The sequence below is a fragment of the Variovorax sp. OK212 genome (genome assembly GCF_900112425.1).
GTDB lineage: Bacteria > Pseudomonadota > Gammaproteobacteria > Burkholderiales > Burkholderiaceae_C > Variovorax.
The window spans coordinates 42,631-58,109 of record NZ_FOLP01000007.1; the positions used below are offsets into that span (position 1 = coordinate 42,631).

The 15,479-nt window shown below is 68.5% G+C and carries 17 protein-coding genes; 11 read left to right on the forward strand and 6 right to left on the reverse strand.

Annotated features, from left to right (window positions below; genetic code table 11):
- Positions 1 to 6: 6 nt before the first annotated feature.
- The 4 genes from BM004_RS21085 (at position 7) to BM004_RS21100 (ending at position 4,744) form a co-directional block, all read left to right on the forward strand.
- Positions 7 to 624: an RNA polymerase sigma factor gene (locus tag BM004_RS21085; protein ID WP_093216427.1), complete on the forward strand. Its 618-nt coding sequence runs from the start codon at positions 7 to 9 to the stop codon at positions 622 to 624.
- A gap of 71 nt (positions 625 to 695) precedes the next feature.
- Positions 696 to 926, forward strand: a complete 231-nt coding sequence (locus tag BM004_RS21090) for a hypothetical protein (protein WP_093132048.1) — start codon at positions 696 to 698, stop codon at positions 924 to 926.
- 115 nt (positions 927 to 1,041) lie between these two features.
- The gene (locus BM004_RS21095; protein ID WP_093216823.1) at positions 1,042 to 2,682 is read left to right on the forward strand and encodes a phospholipase D family protein; all 1,641 of its coding nucleotides are present in this window, start codon (positions 1,042 to 1,044) and stop codon (positions 2,680 to 2,682) included.
- A 148-nt stretch (positions 2,683 to 2,830) separates the two neighbouring features.
- Positions 2,831 to 4,744 carry a hypothetical protein gene (locus BM004_RS21100; RefSeq protein WP_143072464.1) on the forward strand — a complete coding sequence of 638 codons (1,914 nt, stop codon included), beginning with the start codon at positions 2,831 to 2,833 and terminating at the stop codon, positions 4,742 to 4,744.
- Between the two features lie 86 nt (positions 4,745 to 4,830).
- Here BM004_RS21100 and BM004_RS21105 read toward each other — a convergent pair whose 3' ends face one another.
- From BM004_RS21105 to BM004_RS21120, 4 genes are all read right to left on the reverse strand, one after another.
- Entirely contained in the window at positions 4,831 to 5,334 is a 504-nt protein-coding gene (locus tag BM004_RS21105) for a murein hydrolase activator EnvC family protein (RefSeq protein ID WP_093132052.1), read from the reverse strand.
- A 179-nt stretch (positions 5,335 to 5,513) separates the two neighbouring features.
- Positions 5,514 to 6,008: a CreA family protein gene (locus tag BM004_RS21110; RefSeq protein ID WP_093132263.1), complete on the reverse strand. Its 495-nt coding sequence runs from the start codon at positions 6,006 to 6,008 to the stop codon at positions 5,514 to 5,516.
- Between the two features lie 14 nt (positions 6,009 to 6,022).
- Entirely contained in the window at positions 6,023 to 6,574 is a 552-nt protein-coding gene (locus BM004_RS21115; protein WP_093052657.1) for an NUDIX hydrolase, read from the reverse strand.
- A 17-nt stretch (positions 6,575 to 6,591) separates the two neighbouring features.
- Positions 6,592 to 7,293, reverse strand: a complete 702-nt coding sequence (locus tag BM004_RS21120; protein ID WP_093216432.1) for a fumarylacetoacetate hydrolase family protein — start codon at positions 7,291 to 7,293, stop codon at positions 6,592 to 6,594.
- 101 nt (positions 7,294 to 7,394) lie between these two features.
- On the opposite strand from BM004_RS21120, the gene BM004_RS21125 reads away from it, so the two are divergent.
- From BM004_RS21125 to pgeF, 3 genes are read left to right on the forward strand one after another with little or no spacing between them, the layout of a single operon-like run.
- Positions 7,395 to 8,312, forward strand: a complete 918-nt coding sequence (locus BM004_RS21125) for a hypothetical protein (RefSeq protein WP_093216435.1) — start codon at positions 7,395 to 7,397, stop codon at positions 8,310 to 8,312.
- 34 nt (positions 8,313 to 8,346) lie between these two features.
- Positions 8,347 to 8,985, forward strand: coding sequence for a maleylacetoacetate isomerase (gene maiA, locus BM004_RS21130; protein WP_093216437.1), 639 nt, complete (start codon positions 8,347 to 8,349; stop codon positions 8,983 to 8,985).
- Between the two features lie 23 nt (positions 8,986 to 9,008).
- Positions 9,009 to 9,782: a peptidoglycan editing factor PgeF gene (pgeF, locus tag BM004_RS21135; protein WP_093216825.1), complete on the forward strand. Its 774-nt coding sequence runs from the start codon at positions 9,009 to 9,011 to the stop codon at positions 9,780 to 9,782.
- Here pgeF and BM004_RS21140 read toward each other — a convergent pair.
- Positions 9,714 to 10,043: a hypothetical protein gene (locus tag BM004_RS21140; protein WP_093216828.1), complete on the reverse strand. Its 330-nt coding sequence runs from the start codon at positions 10,041 to 10,043 to the stop codon at positions 9,714 to 9,716. The two genes, pgeF and BM004_RS21140, sit on opposite strands and share 69 nt — an antisense overlap.
- A 124-nt stretch (positions 10,044 to 10,167) precedes the next feature.
- Between BM004_RS21140 and phaC the strand changes: the two genes are divergently transcribed.
- Together phaC and BM004_RS21150 are read left to right on the forward strand one after the other, a co-directional pair.
- The gene (phaC, locus tag BM004_RS21145) at positions 10,168 to 11,946 is read left to right on the forward strand and encodes a class I poly(R)-hydroxyalkanoic acid synthase (RefSeq protein WP_093216440.1); all 1,779 of its coding nucleotides are present in this window, start codon (positions 10,168 to 10,170) and stop codon (positions 11,944 to 11,946) included.
- 52 nt (positions 11,947 to 11,998) lie between these two features.
- Positions 11,999 to 13,177: an acetyl-CoA C-acetyltransferase gene (locus BM004_RS21150; protein ID WP_093132064.1), complete on the forward strand. Its 1,179-nt coding sequence runs from the start codon at positions 11,999 to 12,001 to the stop codon at positions 13,175 to 13,177.
- A gap of 34 nt (positions 13,178 to 13,211) precedes the next feature.
- On the opposite strand, the gene BM004_RS21155 is transcribed toward BM004_RS21150, so the two are convergent.
- A complete protein-coding gene (locus tag BM004_RS21155) occupies positions 13,212 to 13,844 on the reverse strand; it encodes a glutathione S-transferase family protein (protein ID WP_093216443.1) in 633 nt (210 codons plus the stop codon).
- A gap of 28 nt (positions 13,845 to 13,872) precedes the next feature.
- On the opposite strand from BM004_RS21155, the gene yghU reads away from it, so the two are divergent.
- Both yghU and BM004_RS21165 read left to right on the forward strand, forming a co-directional pair.
- Positions 13,873 to 14,778, forward strand: a complete 906-nt coding sequence (yghU, locus tag BM004_RS21160) for a glutathione-dependent disulfide-bond oxidoreductase (protein ID WP_093132068.1) — start codon at positions 13,873 to 13,875, stop codon at positions 14,776 to 14,778.
- A 22-nt stretch (positions 14,779 to 14,800) separates the two neighbouring features.
- Positions 14,801 to 15,391, forward strand: a complete 591-nt coding sequence (locus BM004_RS21165) for an NADPH-dependent FMN reductase (RefSeq protein ID WP_093216445.1) — start codon at positions 14,801 to 14,803, stop codon at positions 15,389 to 15,391.
- Positions 15,392 to 15,479 lie beyond the last annotated feature (88 nt).

Consider the following 15,479-nt stretch of genomic DNA (forward strand, 5'->3'; position numbering starts at 1 on the left):
AGCGCCATGACCACGCTCATGTGCGTGCCCCGCCCGCAGACCGAGGCGGCGGCAGGGACCGACCGCGCGCCGCCGCCGGATTTCCAGGCGCTGCTGGCGGCCAACTACGCGCTGCTGCACCGCCGGCTCGCGCGGCACCTGGGCTGCGCCGACGCGGCCACCGAGAGCCTGCACGATGCCTGGCTGCGGCTGGCCGGCACCGGCCTCGCCGACGCGGTGCACAGCCCGGTGGCCTACATCTACCGCGTGGCCTGCAACGCGGCCCTGGACCGGATGCGCGCCGAGCGGCCCTGGCAGTACGCGGGCGACGCGCAGGAAACGCTGGAGCACCTGGCGGACCAGTCGCCCGGGCCCGAGCTGATCGCCGAGGCGCGCTCCGACCTGAAGGCGGTGGAGCGCGCCATGCAGGGGCTGCCGCACCGGCACCAGGACATCTTCGTGGCGCTGCGGGTGCACGAGCTGTCCCGCCACGAGGTGGCGGTGCGCCACGGGCTGTCGCTGCGGCGGGTCGACACCACGCTGCGCCAGGCGCTGCTGCACCTGCCGCATCGGCCGCGCCTGTCGTCTCTTTCGCCTCTTTCGTCCTTGCCGCCGCTGTCGGCCGGCCGCTGCGCCACCGCCTGACCCGGCCACAAGTAGTGCTTAGGGTTTAGATTCTTGGAACCGCGTAACAAAAGGGGTATGGTGTATCCATCATGGACAGCACCCGACTCGTTCTCAGCGTTCCAGAAGGCTGGACGGGTTGGATCGAGCTCATGCGCACGCCCAGCGGCACCTATGCCGGCATCTGCGAGTTGAGCCTGCGCGGCATTCCGCGTTGCGCCCTCGTGATCACCCAGCAGCTGTCGTGGGACGCCGCGGTGGAGCGGGCCACGCGCCGGGCCGACCATTTCGTCCGGCAATGGGGGCCGGAGCGCACGCACTGAGTCTCTTGCGGCGGTGCAGCAGCCGCGGCGGGCTCGTGGTAGAAACCGCGAGCTTTCAGATCCGCGCATGAACGCACGACCACGTGTGCGCCCGCGCCACTCCACCCTCCGCTCCATGCCGAACTCCCGCAGCCGGGCTGCCGACCGACCGCTCGCCCGCTGCCTGGCCTGGTTGCTGCTCGGCATGGCCGCCCTGTTCCTGGCGGGGTGCGCCGGCTTGCCCGGCAACGTGCAGCGCACACCGTCCACGGCCATTGCGGACGGCGCCGACACCACGCTCGGGCGCCTCGTGAAGGCGGCGGCCCCGCCCGTCGAGGCGGGCGCCCAGCCGCTCAGCGGGTTCCGCCTGCTGCCCATGCCGCAGTTCTCGCTGCACGCGCGCATCGAGCTCGCGCGCCGTGCGCAGCGCTCCATCGACGTGCAGTACTACCTCGTGCAGAACGACGAGACCGGCCGCTACCTGTTGCGCGCGCTGCGCGACGCGGCCGACCGGGGCGTGCGCGTGCGGCTGCTGGTGGACGACCTGTACACGGCCGGCGCCGATCCGCTGTTCACCAGCTTCGCCTCGCACCCGAACGTGGAGGTGCGCCTGTTCAATCCGTTCCCGGCCGGGCGCGACCGCTTCGGCACGCGCTGGGCCTGGTCGATCCTGGACTTCGACCGCGTGCACCGCCGCATGCACAACAAGCTCTACGTGGTGGACGACAGCATCGGCGTGATGGGCGGGCGCAACATGGCCAACGAGTACTTCCTGCGCGACGGGGGCTCGAACTTCATCGACATCGACACGCTGGTGGCCGGCGCGGTGGTGCCGCGGCTGTCCTCGTTGTTCGACATGTACTGGAACAGCCCGTACGTGTACCCCATCGATTCGCTGGTGCCCGCCACCGGCGAGACGCCGCAGCAGCTGCGCGAGCGCTTCGACCGGCTGACCACCGGCCCCGAGGAGTTGCACCCGGAGGAGCCCGACTCCACCGACCTGCTGGGCAACAACCCGCTGGCCAAGGACCTGGACGCCGGCGCGCTGAAGCTGGTGTGGGCGCGCGCCGAGGCCTATGCCGACGCGCCGGCCAAGGCGCTGGCGCCCAGCGAGGAGGCGCGCGGCCTGCCCGCCGACGAGTCGCGCGACAGCGTGCTCTACAACGTGCGCCGCTACCTGCGCGGCGCCGAGAACGAGATCATGCAGACCACGCCCTACCTGATTCCGGGGCGCGGCGGCATGGAGACCATCAAGCTCGTGCGCGGCAACGGCGTGGCCTACAGCATCGTCACCAACTCGCTGGCGGCCACCGACGAGTCGCTGGTGCACATCGGCTACCGCCGCTACCGCGCCGAGATGCTGCGCCTGGGCGTGGAGCTGTACGAGCTGAGCCCCAAGCGGGTGGAGCAGACCAAGCGCTTCGGCATGTACGGCTCGGCCAGCGGGCGGCTGCACGGCAAGTCGGCGGTGATCGACCGCAAGACGGTGTTCATCGGCTCGATGAACTTCGACCCGCGCTCGATGCTGCACAACACCGAGATCGGCATCTTCATCTTCAGCCCGCAGATCGCGCAGCAGCTCACCAGCCTGATCGGCTTCATCCGGCTGGACGGGGCCTACCAGCTGCAGCTGGGGCCCACCGGGGCCATCGAATGGGTCAGCCCGGCCTCGGGCGACGCGGCCGACACCATCCTGCACCAGGAGCCCGAGACGGATTTCTGGGCCCGCTGGCGGCTCGACCTGCTGGCGCCGCTGGTGCCCGAGAGCCTGCTCTAGCAAGGGCGCAGCCGCAAGCGCCGGCGGCCCGCATCCTCAAAACAGGGGATGGCGAGGGGACGGAGCCCACAGAAGAATCGCATCGCTCGTGTTACGAGTTGATTCTTTTGTTTTCTCCCTCAATACCCCAGAACTTCCAGAGCCATCCATGAAAACAGACTTCGCGACTCCGGCAACCTCCGGCCCGTTCTTCAAGACGACACGTTCAGCGTGCGCCGTGGCGCTGCTGGTCTCGCTCGCCGCGTGCGGTGGGGGCGGGGGCGGCGGTGGTGGCGGGTTCGCCGGGTTCCCGGCCACGGGCAGCAGCAACCCGCCGGTCAGCGAGCCGCAGGCGGCCACGGCTGTTACGTTTTCGGGTACCGCGGCCTCCGGTTTGCCGCTGTCGGGTACCGTCACCGTCAAGGACGCCAAGGGCACGACCAAGACCGTGCCGCTGGAAGGCGGCGCCTACCAGATCGACGTGACCGGCATGATCGCGCCCTTCGTCTTTCGCGCCGAAGGCACGGTGGGCGGCCAGCACGTGGTGATCCACTCGGCCGCCACCGCCGCGGATGCCAACGGCACCATCAACATCACGCCGCTGACCGACCTGGTGGTGGCCAACATCGCCGGGCGCCTGGCCGCGCAGTACTTCGACGGCGGCGAGTTCGCCTCGCTCACGCCCGACGAGCTCAAGGCCGAGTCCGCCGCGCTGAAGGCCAAGCTGCTGCCGGTGCTGCTGGCGCTGGGCGTGGATTCCAGCATCGACCTGCTGCGCACGGCGTTCACGCCGCTGTCCAGCGCGCTGGACAAGGCGCTCGACGTGCTGCGCGTGAGCGTGGACCCGGTGAGCAACGTGGCCACCATCACCAACATCGTCACGCAGCAGCAGATCACCGACGACCTGGCCGTGAAGGCCGCGCAGGACGCCGGCAGCACGCCGATGAGCGGCACCGGCATGGGCACGGCGGCGGACGACATCACGCTGATCCGCAAGGTGCTGAGCGACTACGTGGGCAAGTTCGCGAACGGCCTGCCGGCGGCGGGCGAGCTGCTGCCGCTGATGACCGACAGCGGCAACCCCGTCACCGGGACCTATGGCTTCAGGTCTTCCGACCTCACCGCCGCGCAGTTCGCCAACCAAGCGGTGACGGACACCAACCTGGTGGGCGCGAGCTTCGCGGACGTGGTGATCAACCGCATCAACTACACCATCGACGCGAACAACACGAGCCCGCGCGCCTTCGTCGAGTTCACGCACCGCGACAAGAACGGCGTGGCGTTCAGCAACAACCAGGGCATGCAGATCGTGAAGGGCACCGACGGCGTGTGGCGCCTGCGCGGCGACGGCCGCGTGTTCGACCTGAACCCGCAGATCCAGGCGAGCAAGGACAAGACGTCGGGCTGCGTGAGCACCGCGCTGGAGTTCAACATCGAAGACCTGAACACGGGCAACAGCAGCAACGTGGCGTCGGTCGTGGTCACGGGCCCGGGGCTGCCGGCCGGCGGCCTGCGCCACCTGCGTCCCTCGACCGGCGGCTTCTGGCCGCTGGAAGCCACGCCGGGCAACAACTATTACTACCTGGCTTCGAACTGCAACGGCCTGCCGAGCGCCAACCTGAGCGATGCGGACATTGCCGCGATTCCCGCCACGCCCGAGTACACCTTCACCGCCTACGAAAGCGACGGCACCACGGTGGCCAAGTTCAGCACCTTCGACATCATCTACAAGCACCGCTTCCACGCCCGGCCGATGACGCTGGCCGAGGCGACGGCCGCCACCTACCCGAGCTTCACGACCACGCCCAGCCTGGCTTCCTATGCGGGCGGCGGCGACTTCGCCGTCAGCGCGACGGGCCTGAACCCCGGTTTCTCCGCGGAGTTCTTCCTGAACCTGTTCGTCAGCTCGAGCGTCAGCGCAAAGGACCAGTCCGACGTGGCGCCGTCGGCAGCGGGTGCCGCGTCGAAGACCTTCAACCTCTCGGTGCCGAACGCGCCGCTCTTCAAGAACATGTTCGTCGGCACGCGAGACGCCAACTGGCGCGCCCTGGTGCTGAGAGACACCTACGCGGTCCTGCCCTGAAAGCAGAAAAGCCCCGCGAGGGGCTTTTTTCATGGGCGCGGGGCGTTGCCCGTCACGCTGCCCTTCACTGCAGCGTCACTGCAGCGTCATTGTTGCAAGAGGCCGTTGAGGTAGGGCTCGGGGTTCACGGCGTTGCCGTTCTTGCGGATCTCGAAGCGCAGCTTCACGCGGTCGGTGTTGCTCTTGCCCATCTCGCCGATCTTCTCGCCCTGGCGAACCACCTGGTTCTCCTTCACGAGGATGGTCTGCAGGTGCGCGTAGGCGGTGAGGTAGGTCTCGTTGTGCTTGACGATGATCATGTTGCCGTAGGCCGGCAGTTCGCCGCCCACATACACCACGCGGCCGTCGGCCGAGGACACGATCGGATCGCCCAGGTTGCCGGCAATGTCGATGCCCTTGTTGCGCACGCCGTCGAAGCGCGCCAGCGTCGCGCCGGTGGCGGGGCGCACGAACAGCGCGGCCGGCTTCTGCACGGGCGGCGTGACCACGGGCGCGGGGCGCGGCGTGAGGTCGGTGGTGGTACAGGCCGCGAGGCTCGCGGCAACCAGCGCCAAGGCGGCGGTACGGAAAACAAGAGTCTGAAGATGCATGGCGCTGTGTTGGAACGGATTCGTTGCGGAGGGTTCCGGCGATCTGGCTCGCCTCGGCTCCCGAAGGGGAGCACGCGGGCGATGCTAGCAAACTGCCGCGACGGTGCCCCGCGAAAGAGCAACCGGCTGTGCAGGGGCCATCGGCGCCGGTGCGCCCGGTGAGCCCCTGTTCTTGTGCGTTACTTGAGCGGAATCGGCGTGCCGCGGTCGATCGCCACCGCGGTGATGCTGTTCTTGGGCGAGCCGTCGATCAGCAGGTCGGAATAGGTCAGGTAGACCAGCGTGTTGCGCTTGGGGTCCACCATGCGCACCACGCGCAGGCGCTTGAAGAGAATCGACAGCCGCTCGCTGTAGACCTCCTCGCGCTTGGGCAGCGGCTGCGTGACCGTCACCGGGCCGACCTGGCGGCAGGCGATGGAGGCCTCGGCCTTGTCTTCGGCCAGGCCCACCGCGCCCTTGATGCCGCCGGTCTTGGCGCGCGACACGTAGCAGGTCACGCCCGTCACCTTGGGGTCGTCGTAGGCCTCGACCACGATCTTGTGGTCGGGGCCGATGAGCTTGAAGGCGGTGTCGACGTCGCCCACGACTTCCGCGTGCGCCGAGGCGGCCATCGCGAGCCCGAGGCCGAGTGCGGTATGAAGAAGGGCGGTGTGGAGGGCGGGGCGAAGTGTCATGCGCAGGTGCGTGTTCAAACGATGTCGATCGTGTGCACGCGGTCGAAACTGCCGCGGCGCCGGTCTTCGAAGTAGTGCTCGAGCGTCTCGCGCACCGTGCGAAAGGCGATCTCGTCCCAGGGAATTTCTTCCTCGGTGAAGAGCTTCGCCTCGATGGTCTCGTGGCCGGGGTCGAACTTGTCGTCCAGCAGCCGGGCGCGGTAGAACAGGTGCACCTGGCCCACGCGCACCACGCTGATGACGGAAAACAGCCCCTCCATCACGTAGTTGGCGCCGGCCTCCTCGTCGGTCTCGCGGGCCGCGCCCTGGGCGGTGGTTTCCTCGAGTTCCATGAAGCCGGCGGGCAGCGTCCACTTGCCCCAGCGCGGCTCGATGTTGCGCTTGCACAGCAACACCTTGTCGCCCAGGACCGGGATCGTGCCCACCACGTTCAGCGGGTTCTCGTAGTGGATGGTGTGGCAGGCCGGGCAGACGGCGCGCTGCTTGGTGTCGCCGTCGTCCGGCACGCGGTAGACCACCGCGGTGCCGCAGTTCTTGCAGTGCTTGATGGGAACGCGCAAAAGCATGAAGCCGGCCGCCGTCTTCAGACGACCTTGACGGTCAGCTTGGGCAGGCCCGCGACTTCGCCCACGAGCGTGTCGCCAGCCACCACGGCGGCCACGCCTTCCGGCGTGCCCGTGAAGATCAGGTCGCCGGGCTGCAGTTCCCAGGCGGCCGACAGGTGCTCGATGGTCTCGGCCACGTTCCAGATCAGCTTGCTCACGTTGCTGCGCTGGCGGTCGGTGCCGTTCACCTGCACCGAGATCTCGGCCTTCTCGGCGTCGCCGGCCTGCGCCACCGGCACGATCGGGCCGATGGGCGCGCTCTGCTCGAAGCTCTTGCCGATGTCCCAGGGGCGGCCCTGCTTCTTCATTTCGTTCTGCAGGTCGCGGCGCGTCATGTCCAGGCCGACCGCGTAGCCGTAGATGTGCTTGTGCGCGTCGGCCGCCAGGATGTTCTTGCCGCCGGTGCCGATGGCCACCACCAGTTCGATCTCGTGGTGCAGGTTCTTGGTGAGCGAGGGGTAGGCCATGGTGCCGGTCTGGCCCGCATCGACCACCACCAGCGCGTCGGCCGGCTTCATGAAGAAGAAGGGCGGCTCGCGGCCGGTGAAGCCCATTTCCTTGGCGTGCTCTTCGTAGTTGCGGCCCACGCAATAGATGCGGTGCACCGGGAAGCGGGCGGGCTGGCCGGCCACGGGAACCGAAACGGGGGCGGGCGGGGCGAAGACGAACTCGGAAGCCATTGCGACGTGTCCTTTTTGAGCGAAACCTGAGCGGGAAGCCGGCAGTGTGCCAGAGGCGGCAGGCTCACAATAGACGCCCCGCGCATCTCATCGTTTCCACCATGCCCATCCGAATCGGCAAAGCCGGCAAGGCCAACGCCCTCAACGAACTCGGTCGCCAGCGCGACGACGACGGCGACCAGGACGGCGCGCTCCAGGCCTACGCCCAGGCCAGCGCCGTGCATCCGCACTGGGCCGCGCCCTGGTACAACGCCGGCCTCATCCACAAGTACCGCGGCGAATGGGCCGCCTCGCTGCAGGCCAATGCCCGCGCGGTGCAATGCGAGCCCGGCAACGAGGGGGCGATCTGGAACCTCGGCATCGCCGCCACCGCGCTGGGCGACTGGGCCACGGCGCGCCGCGCCTGGCGCCAGTACGGCATCGGCATTGCGGACGGCGAGGGGCCGGTCGACCACTTCGTGGGCCTCACGCCCATCCGCGTGCACGGCGACGGCGGCACCGAGGTGGTCTGGGCCGACCGCATCGACCCGGCGCGCGCCATCCTGCGCAACGTGCCCACGCCGGCCTGCGGCCACCGCTACGGCGACCTTGTGCTGCACGACGGCGCGGCCAACGGCTACCGCCTGCGCGGCGAGCGCGAGGTGCCGGTGTTCGACGCGCTCGAGCTGATCGCGCCGTCCGAGTACGCGACCTACGAGGTCTCGATCGACGACGCCACGCAGGAAGAAATCGAGGCGCTCGTCGAGCGCTTCCAGGCCGCCGGCGCCATGGCCGAGAACTGGACCGCCAGCATGGAGGTGCTCTGCCGCGCCTGCTCCGAAGGCCGGCCCCATGCGGACGGCGGGCACAACCACGGCCCCGGCGAGCCACCCGCCGCGCTGGGCCCCTGGCGCCTGGGCATCGCGTCGCGCGAGGAGGCGGCCGCGCGCCGCATCCTGGACGAATGGCGCGCCGGCGTTTCAACCGCGGCCTCGCTGCACGACTTCCGTTGCGTGCTGCAGGCTTCACCCCGCGCCTGAAGCTGAAGCCAAGGAACGCTATGCTTGGAAAATCATGAAGCTGCATAACTATTTCCGCTCGTCCTCCTCGTTCCGCGTGCGCATCGCGCTCAACCTGAAGGGCCTCGACTACGAGTACATCCCCGTGCACATCGCGCGCGGCGAACACCGCACCGGTCCTTACTCCGCCATCTCGGCCGACATGCTGGTGCCGCTGCTCGAAGACGAGGGCGAACGCTTCTCGCAATCGCTGGCCATCATGGAGTACCTCGACGAGACGCACCCCGAGCCGGCGCTGCTGCCGACCGATCCCGTGGGCCGCGCCCACGTGCGCGCGCTGGCGCAATCGATCGCCTGCGAGATCCACCCGCTGAACAACCTGCGCGTGCTCAAGTACCTCGTGAAGGACCTGAAGCTCGACGACGAAGCCAAGAACGCCTGGTACCGCCACTGGGTGCGCGACGGCATGCTGGCCTTCGAGCGCCAGCTGGCGCAGCACCCCACGGGCAAGTTCTGCTACGGCAACACGCCGACCCTGGCCGACTGCTGCCTGGTACCGCAGATCTTCAACGGCCGCCGCTTCGACTGCGACTTCAGCGGCCTGCCGCGCAGCATGGCCGCCTTCGAGGCCTGCATGGACCTCGACGCCTTCCAGCGCGCGCAGCCTTCGCAGTCGCCCGACGCGGAAGCCTGAGCCGCATGAGCCGCATGAGCCGCATGAACGCGCGCTGGCTCGTGCCCGAGTGGCCCGCGCCGCCGAACGTGCGGGCCGCGTGCACCACGCGCGACGGCGGTGTTTCGCAAGGGCGCTATGAAAGCCTGAACCTCGGCGACCACGTGGGCGACGACGCCGCGCACGTGGCGCAGAACCGAGAGCGGCTGCGCGCGGCCATCGGCGCGCGGCCCGTCTTTCTTCAACAGGTGCACGGCACCGGCGTGGTGGCGCTCGACGCCGCACAGGACGCGATGCCGGTGGTGCGCGACGGCACCGCGGCAGATGCCTGCACCGCCACGGCCACCGGCCTGGCCTGCACGATCATGGTGGCCGATTGCCTGCCCGTGCTCTTCACCGACGAAGCCGGCCACCGCGTGGCCGCCGCCCATGCCGGCTGGCGCGGGCTGGCGGGCGGGGTGCTCGAGCAGACCGCCAGGGCCTTCGGTTCCGGCCCGGACGGTGCGGCCAAGGTCATCGCGTGGGTGGGGCCGTGCATCGGGCCCAAGGCCTTCGAGGTCGGCCCCGAGGTCAAGGCCGCCTTCGAGGCGCATGCGGCCGAAGCCGCGTCGTGCTTCCAGCCCGCGCCCGCCCCGGGCAAGTGGCTGGCCGACCTGCCCGCATTGGCGCGCCAACGTTTGCGCGCGGCGGGCATCTCGGCGGTCTACGGCAACGACGGCAGCGACGGCTGGTGCACCGTTGCCAACCCCTCACGGTTCTTTTCGCACCGGCGCGACGGCGTCAGCGGGCGTTTCGCTTCCCTGGTCTGGAAGGTCTGAGGCGGCGTCTGCCTTCGGCTTCTGCGGCGCCTTCGCTGCAGCCTGCCGTGCCGCCTCCTGTGCCTCGGCCTCGCGCTGCTTCATCGCGCGGCGGCGCCCCGGTGCCCCCATCAGGTAAACCACCAGTGCCACCGGCCCCAATCCGTACAAAAGAAATGTGAAGATGGCGCCCAGCACCGTGCCCGTGGTGTTGGTGGCTTCGGCAACGGCCATCATCACGACGACATACAGCCAACCGATGACGATCAGATGGATAAACACGAGAAGTTTCAGTTGGTAAGTGAACGGGCGGGTCCGCGGGGGCAAGCGTTGTGAGTGCCTTGTGAATGCAGGATACTCAAAACACGCAAGCCATCCGGATCGATTCAGGCGAGGACCAGGAGACATGATGAAGCAACCCACGGGGGCCGATGCGTTCGCGCCCTTCCAGCAGGCACTGACCGAGGGATGGAGCAAGGCGCTGGAATCTTTCCAGCAGTCCGCCGCGCAAGGGGCTTCGGCCTTCAGCCCCGGCGGCACGCCGCTGTGGCAAATGCCGCAGATGCCCTCGATGCCCGGGCTCGCCAACGGCATGAAGATGCCCGAGCTGCCCAAGTTCTCCATCGCCCCCGAAAAGCTGCAGGCCATCCAGCAGCAGTACCTGGCCGACGCCACCGAACTCTGGGGCCAGGGCTTCAACGCCAGGCCTGAAGGCGACAAGCGCTTTGCCGGCGACGCCTGGGGCAGCAACCCGGTGTCGGCCTTCTCCGCGGCCGTGTACCTGCTGAACGGGCGCACCATGCTCCGCATGGCCGAGTCCATCGACGCCGACGAGAAGACCCGGTCCCGCCTGCGCTTTGCCGTCGAGCAATGGATGGCCGCTTCTTCGCCGAGCAACTCGCTCGCGTTCAACGTCGATGCGCAGAAGAAGGCCATCGACACGCAGGGCGAGAGCATTGCCCGGGGCATCCAGAACCTGCTGCACGACGTGAAGCAGGGCCACCTCAGCATGACCGACGAGAGCGCTTTCGAGGTGGGCCGCAACGTGGCCACCACCGAGGGCGCCGTGGTGTTCGAAAACGACTATTTCCAGCTGCTCGAATACAAGCCGCTCACGGCCAGGGTGTACGAGCGGCCGTTCCTGCTGGTGCCGCCGTGCATCAACAAGTTCTACATCCTCGACCTGCAGCCCGAGAACTCGCTCATCCGCTACGCGAACGAGCAGGGCCACCGCGTGTTCGTGGTGAGCTGGCGCAACCCCGACGAGTCGATGGCGCAGGCCACCTGGGACGACTACATCGAGAACGCCGCCATCAAGGCGATCCACACCGTGCAAGACGTCACGGGCAGCAAGCAGATCAACACGCTCGGCTTCTGCGTGGGCGGCACCATCCTGAGCACCGCGCTGGCCGTGCTCGCGGCGCGCGGCGAGAAGCCGGCCGCGTCGGTCACGCTGCTGACCACCTTCCTGGACTTCAGCGACACCGGCATCCTCGACATCTTCGTGGACGAGCCGATGGTGGCCTACCGCGAGATGCAGCTCGGCAAGGGCGGCCTGCTGCCCGGCGGCGACCTGGCCTCGACCTTCAGCTTCCTGCGGCCCAACGACCTCGTGTGGAACTACGTGGTGGGCAACTACCTCAAGGGCGAAACCCCGCCGCCGTTCGACCTGCTGTACTGGAACAGCGACGCCACCAACCTGCCGGGCCCGTTCTACGCCTGGTACCTGCGCAACACGTACCACGAGAACAAGCTGGCCAAGCCCAACGCGCTCACCGTGTGCGGCGAGAAGGTCGACCTGGGCAGCATCGACATCCCGGCCTACATCTACGGCTCGCGCGAAGACCACATCGTGCCGATCGGCGGCGCCTATGCGTCCACGCAGCTGCTGCCGGGCAAGAAGCGCTTCGTGATGGGCGCGTCGGGCCACATCGCCGGCGTGATCAACCCGCCCGCCAAGAAAAAGCGCAGCCACTGGATCCGCGACGACGGCAAGTTCCCCAAGACCCAGCCCGAATGGCTGAGCGGCGCGCAGGAGCATCCGGGCAGCTGGTGGACCGACTGGGCACAATGGCTCAAGGGCAACGCGGGCAAGCAGATCCCCGCGCCCAAGGGCTACGGCAACGGCAAGGCCTACAAGGCCATCGAGCCGGCGCCGGGCCGCTACGTCAAGGCGAGAGCCTGAGCTGCGGACACCCAGAACACCTCGATTTCAAATCACTTCAACGGAGATCCTCATGGAAGACATCGTCATCGTTTCGGCAGCACGCACGGCGGTTGGCAAGTTCGGCGGCGCGCTCGCCGGCATTGCGGCCACCGAGCTGGGCGCCATCGTCATCAAGGAAGTGATTGCGCGTGCCAACCTCAGCGCCGACCAGGTCGGCGAGGCCATCATGGGCCAGGTGCTCGCGGCCGGCGCCGGCCAGAACCCCGCGCGCCAGGCATGGCTGAAGGGCGGCGGCACCAAGGAAACGCCGGCGCTCACCATCAACGCCGTGTGCGGCTCGGGCCTGAAGGCCGTGATGCTGGCGGCCCAGGCCGTGGCCACGGGTGACAGCGAGATCGTCATTGCCGGCGGCCAGGAAAACATGAGCATGGCGCCGCACGTGCTGCCCAACTCGCGCAACGGCCAGCGCATGGGCGACTGGAAGATGGTCGACACCATGATCGTGGACGGCCTGTGGGACGTCTACAACCAGTACCACATGGGCATCACCGCCGAGAACGTGGCCAAGAAGTTCGGCATCGACCGCGCCGCGCAGGACGAGCTGGCACTGGGCAGCCAGACCAAGGCCGCCGCCGCGCAGGACGCCGGCAAGTTCAAGGACGAGATCGTCGGCGTGAGCATTCCGCAGAAGAAGGGCGACCCGGTCGTCTTCGACCAGGACGAGTTCATCAACCGCAAGACCAGCGCCGAAGTGCTGGCCGGCCTGCGCCCCGCCTTCGACAAGGCCGGCGGCGTGACCGCGGGCAATGCCTCGGGCCTGAACGACGGCGCCGCCGCCGTGATGGTCATGACCGCCAAGAAGGCCGCCGCGCTCGGCCTGAAGCCGCTGGGCCGCATCGCCAGCTATGCCACCGCCGGCCTCGACCCCGCCATCATGGGCATGGGCCCGGTGCCCGCGTCGACCAAGGCGCTGCAGCGCGCCGGCTGGAAGGCCGCCGACCTCGACCTGCTGGAAATCAACGAAGCCTTCGCAGCACAGGCCTGCGCCGTGAACCGCGAAATGGGCTGGGACGTGAACAAGGTGAACGTGAACGGCGGCGCCATCGCCATCGGCCACCCCATCGGCGCGTCGGGCTGCCGCATCCTGGTGACGCTGCTGCACGAAATGCAGCGCCAGAACGCCAAGAAGGGCATTGCCTCGCTGTGCATCGGCGGCGGCATGGGCGTGGCGCTGACCATCGAACGCTGATCACAAGGCGCTTGCGCCCTGTGGGTGTCGCCGCTCAGCGCGACATCGACGGGCGCAGCGCCATCGCGGCGCGCCAGCGCAGCAGCTCGGGGTGCTGTTCCCCGGGCTTGACCCGCACCACGCGGGCGAAGTCCACCGCCACCACGGCGGTGATGTCGGCCAGGCTGAACTGGCCGGCGGCAACGAAGTCGCGGCCGGCCAGCCGCGCATTCAAGGTCTCGAAGAAATGCTGCACGCGCGCCTGGCCGCGCTGTGCCAGCTCGGGAATCTGCGCGTAATTCACAGGGCCCGGCAACGCCCGGTCGGCCATGGCCGGCGAGCCGTTGCGCAGCGTCTCCGCAATGGCCAGCAAGCCCTCGAATTCGATGCGCCAGTTCCAGCTGGCGATCTCCGCCTTGTCCTGCGGCGTGCGGCCCATCAGCGCCGGCTCCGGGTAGCGGGCCTCCAGGTAGGCCGCGATGGCGGCGTTGTCGGTGAGCAGCGCGCCTTCCTCGGTGCGCAGCGCGGGCACCGTGCACTGCGGATTGATCTCGCGGTAGGCGGCGCCCAATTGCTCACCACGGGCGAGGTCGACCTGCACGGTGTCGTGGGCAATGCCCTTTTCGGCAAGCAGGATGCGCGCGCGCCGCGGACTCGGTGCGGTGGCGCAGTCGTAGAGAATCGTCATCGTCTGTTCAACTCCTGGAACACATTGCATGAATGGCACGACCTCCACGGCCAGCACGGCCGCCGTAGCCGCTTACACGCCGCCCACCGTCTGGTCCTGGAACAAGGAAAGCGGCGGCCGCTTCGCGAACATCAATCGCCCGATCGCGGGTGCCACCCAGGAGAAAGACCTGCCGGTAGGGAAGCACCCGCTGCAACTCTATTCGCTCGCCACGCCCAACGGCGTGAAAGTGACGGTCATGCTCGAGGAATTGCTCGCGCTGGGCCACACCGGCGCCGAGTACGACGCCTGGCTGATCCGCATCAACGAGGGCGACCAGTTCGGCAGCGGCTTCGTGGCGGTGAACCCGAACTCCAAGATTCCCGCGCTCCTGGACCGCGGCGAGGCCACGCCCGTGCGCGTGTTCGAGTCGGGCGCGATCCTGCAGTACCTGGCCGAGAAGTTCGGCGGCGCCTTCCTGCCGGCCGAGCGCGCGGCGCGCGCCGAATGCCTGTCGTGGCTGTTCTGGCAGATGGGCAGTGCCCCGTATCTGGGCGGCGGCTTCGGGCATTTCTATGCCTACGCGCCCACGAAGATCGAATACGCCATCGACCGCTTCGCCATGGAAGTGAAGCGCCAGCTCGACGTGCTCGACCGCCGGCTGGCGCAGAGCCGCTACCTGGCGGGCAACGAATACACCATCGCCGACATGGCCGTGTGGCCCTGGTACGGCACGCTCGCCAAGGGCCAGCTGTACGAGGCGGGCGAGTTCCTGCAGGTGGGCGAGTACAAGAACGTGCTGCGCTGGACCGACGAGATCGCGCAGCGCCCCGCCGTGCAGCGCGGCCGCATGGTCAACCGCGCGTGGGGCCAGCCCGACAGCCAGCTGCACGAGCGGCACGACGCCGGCGACTTCGACACGCGCACGCAGGACAAGCTCGGCACGCCGAGTTGAGCCATCCACAAGGAGCCCACCCATGAGCGACAACATCCTGGTCTTCTACGGCTCCTACCGCTCCGACCGCATGGGCGTGCGCCTGGCGGACTACATCGTCAGCGCGTTGCGCGCGCGCGGCGACAACGCGCAGCTGGTGGACGCGAAGGAGGTCGACCTGCCCATGCTCGACCGCATGTACAAGGAATACCCCAAGGGCACCGCGCCCGCGGCCATGGAAGCGCTGGCCGAGAAGATCCGCAGCGCCGACGCCTTCGTCTTCGTCACCGGCGAATACAACTGGGGCCCGCAGCCGGGCCTGAAGAACCTCACCGACCACTTCCTCGAAGAGTGGTTCTGGCGGCCCGCGGCGGTGGCCAGCTATTCGGCGGGGCGCTTCTCGGGCGTGCGATCGGGCACGGTGTGGCATTCGATCCTGTCGGAGATGGGCATGGTCGTGGTGTCGAGCACGCTGGCGGTCGGCCCGATCTCGCAGACGCTGGACGCGGCCGGCAAGCCCACGGGTGCGGCCGGCGAATCGCTGGAGCGCTCGTTCGGGCGCTTCGCGGACGACCTGGCCTGGTGGACCGAGGCGGCGCGGGCGCAGCGCGCGCGCAAGGCGCCGCCTTATTGACCGAAAAGTACCAGCGTCGGCGCGTTGTTCACCGCCCAATTTTTGGGCAAAGTGATTAATACCTTTGTAAAACAACGACTTGCGTTGC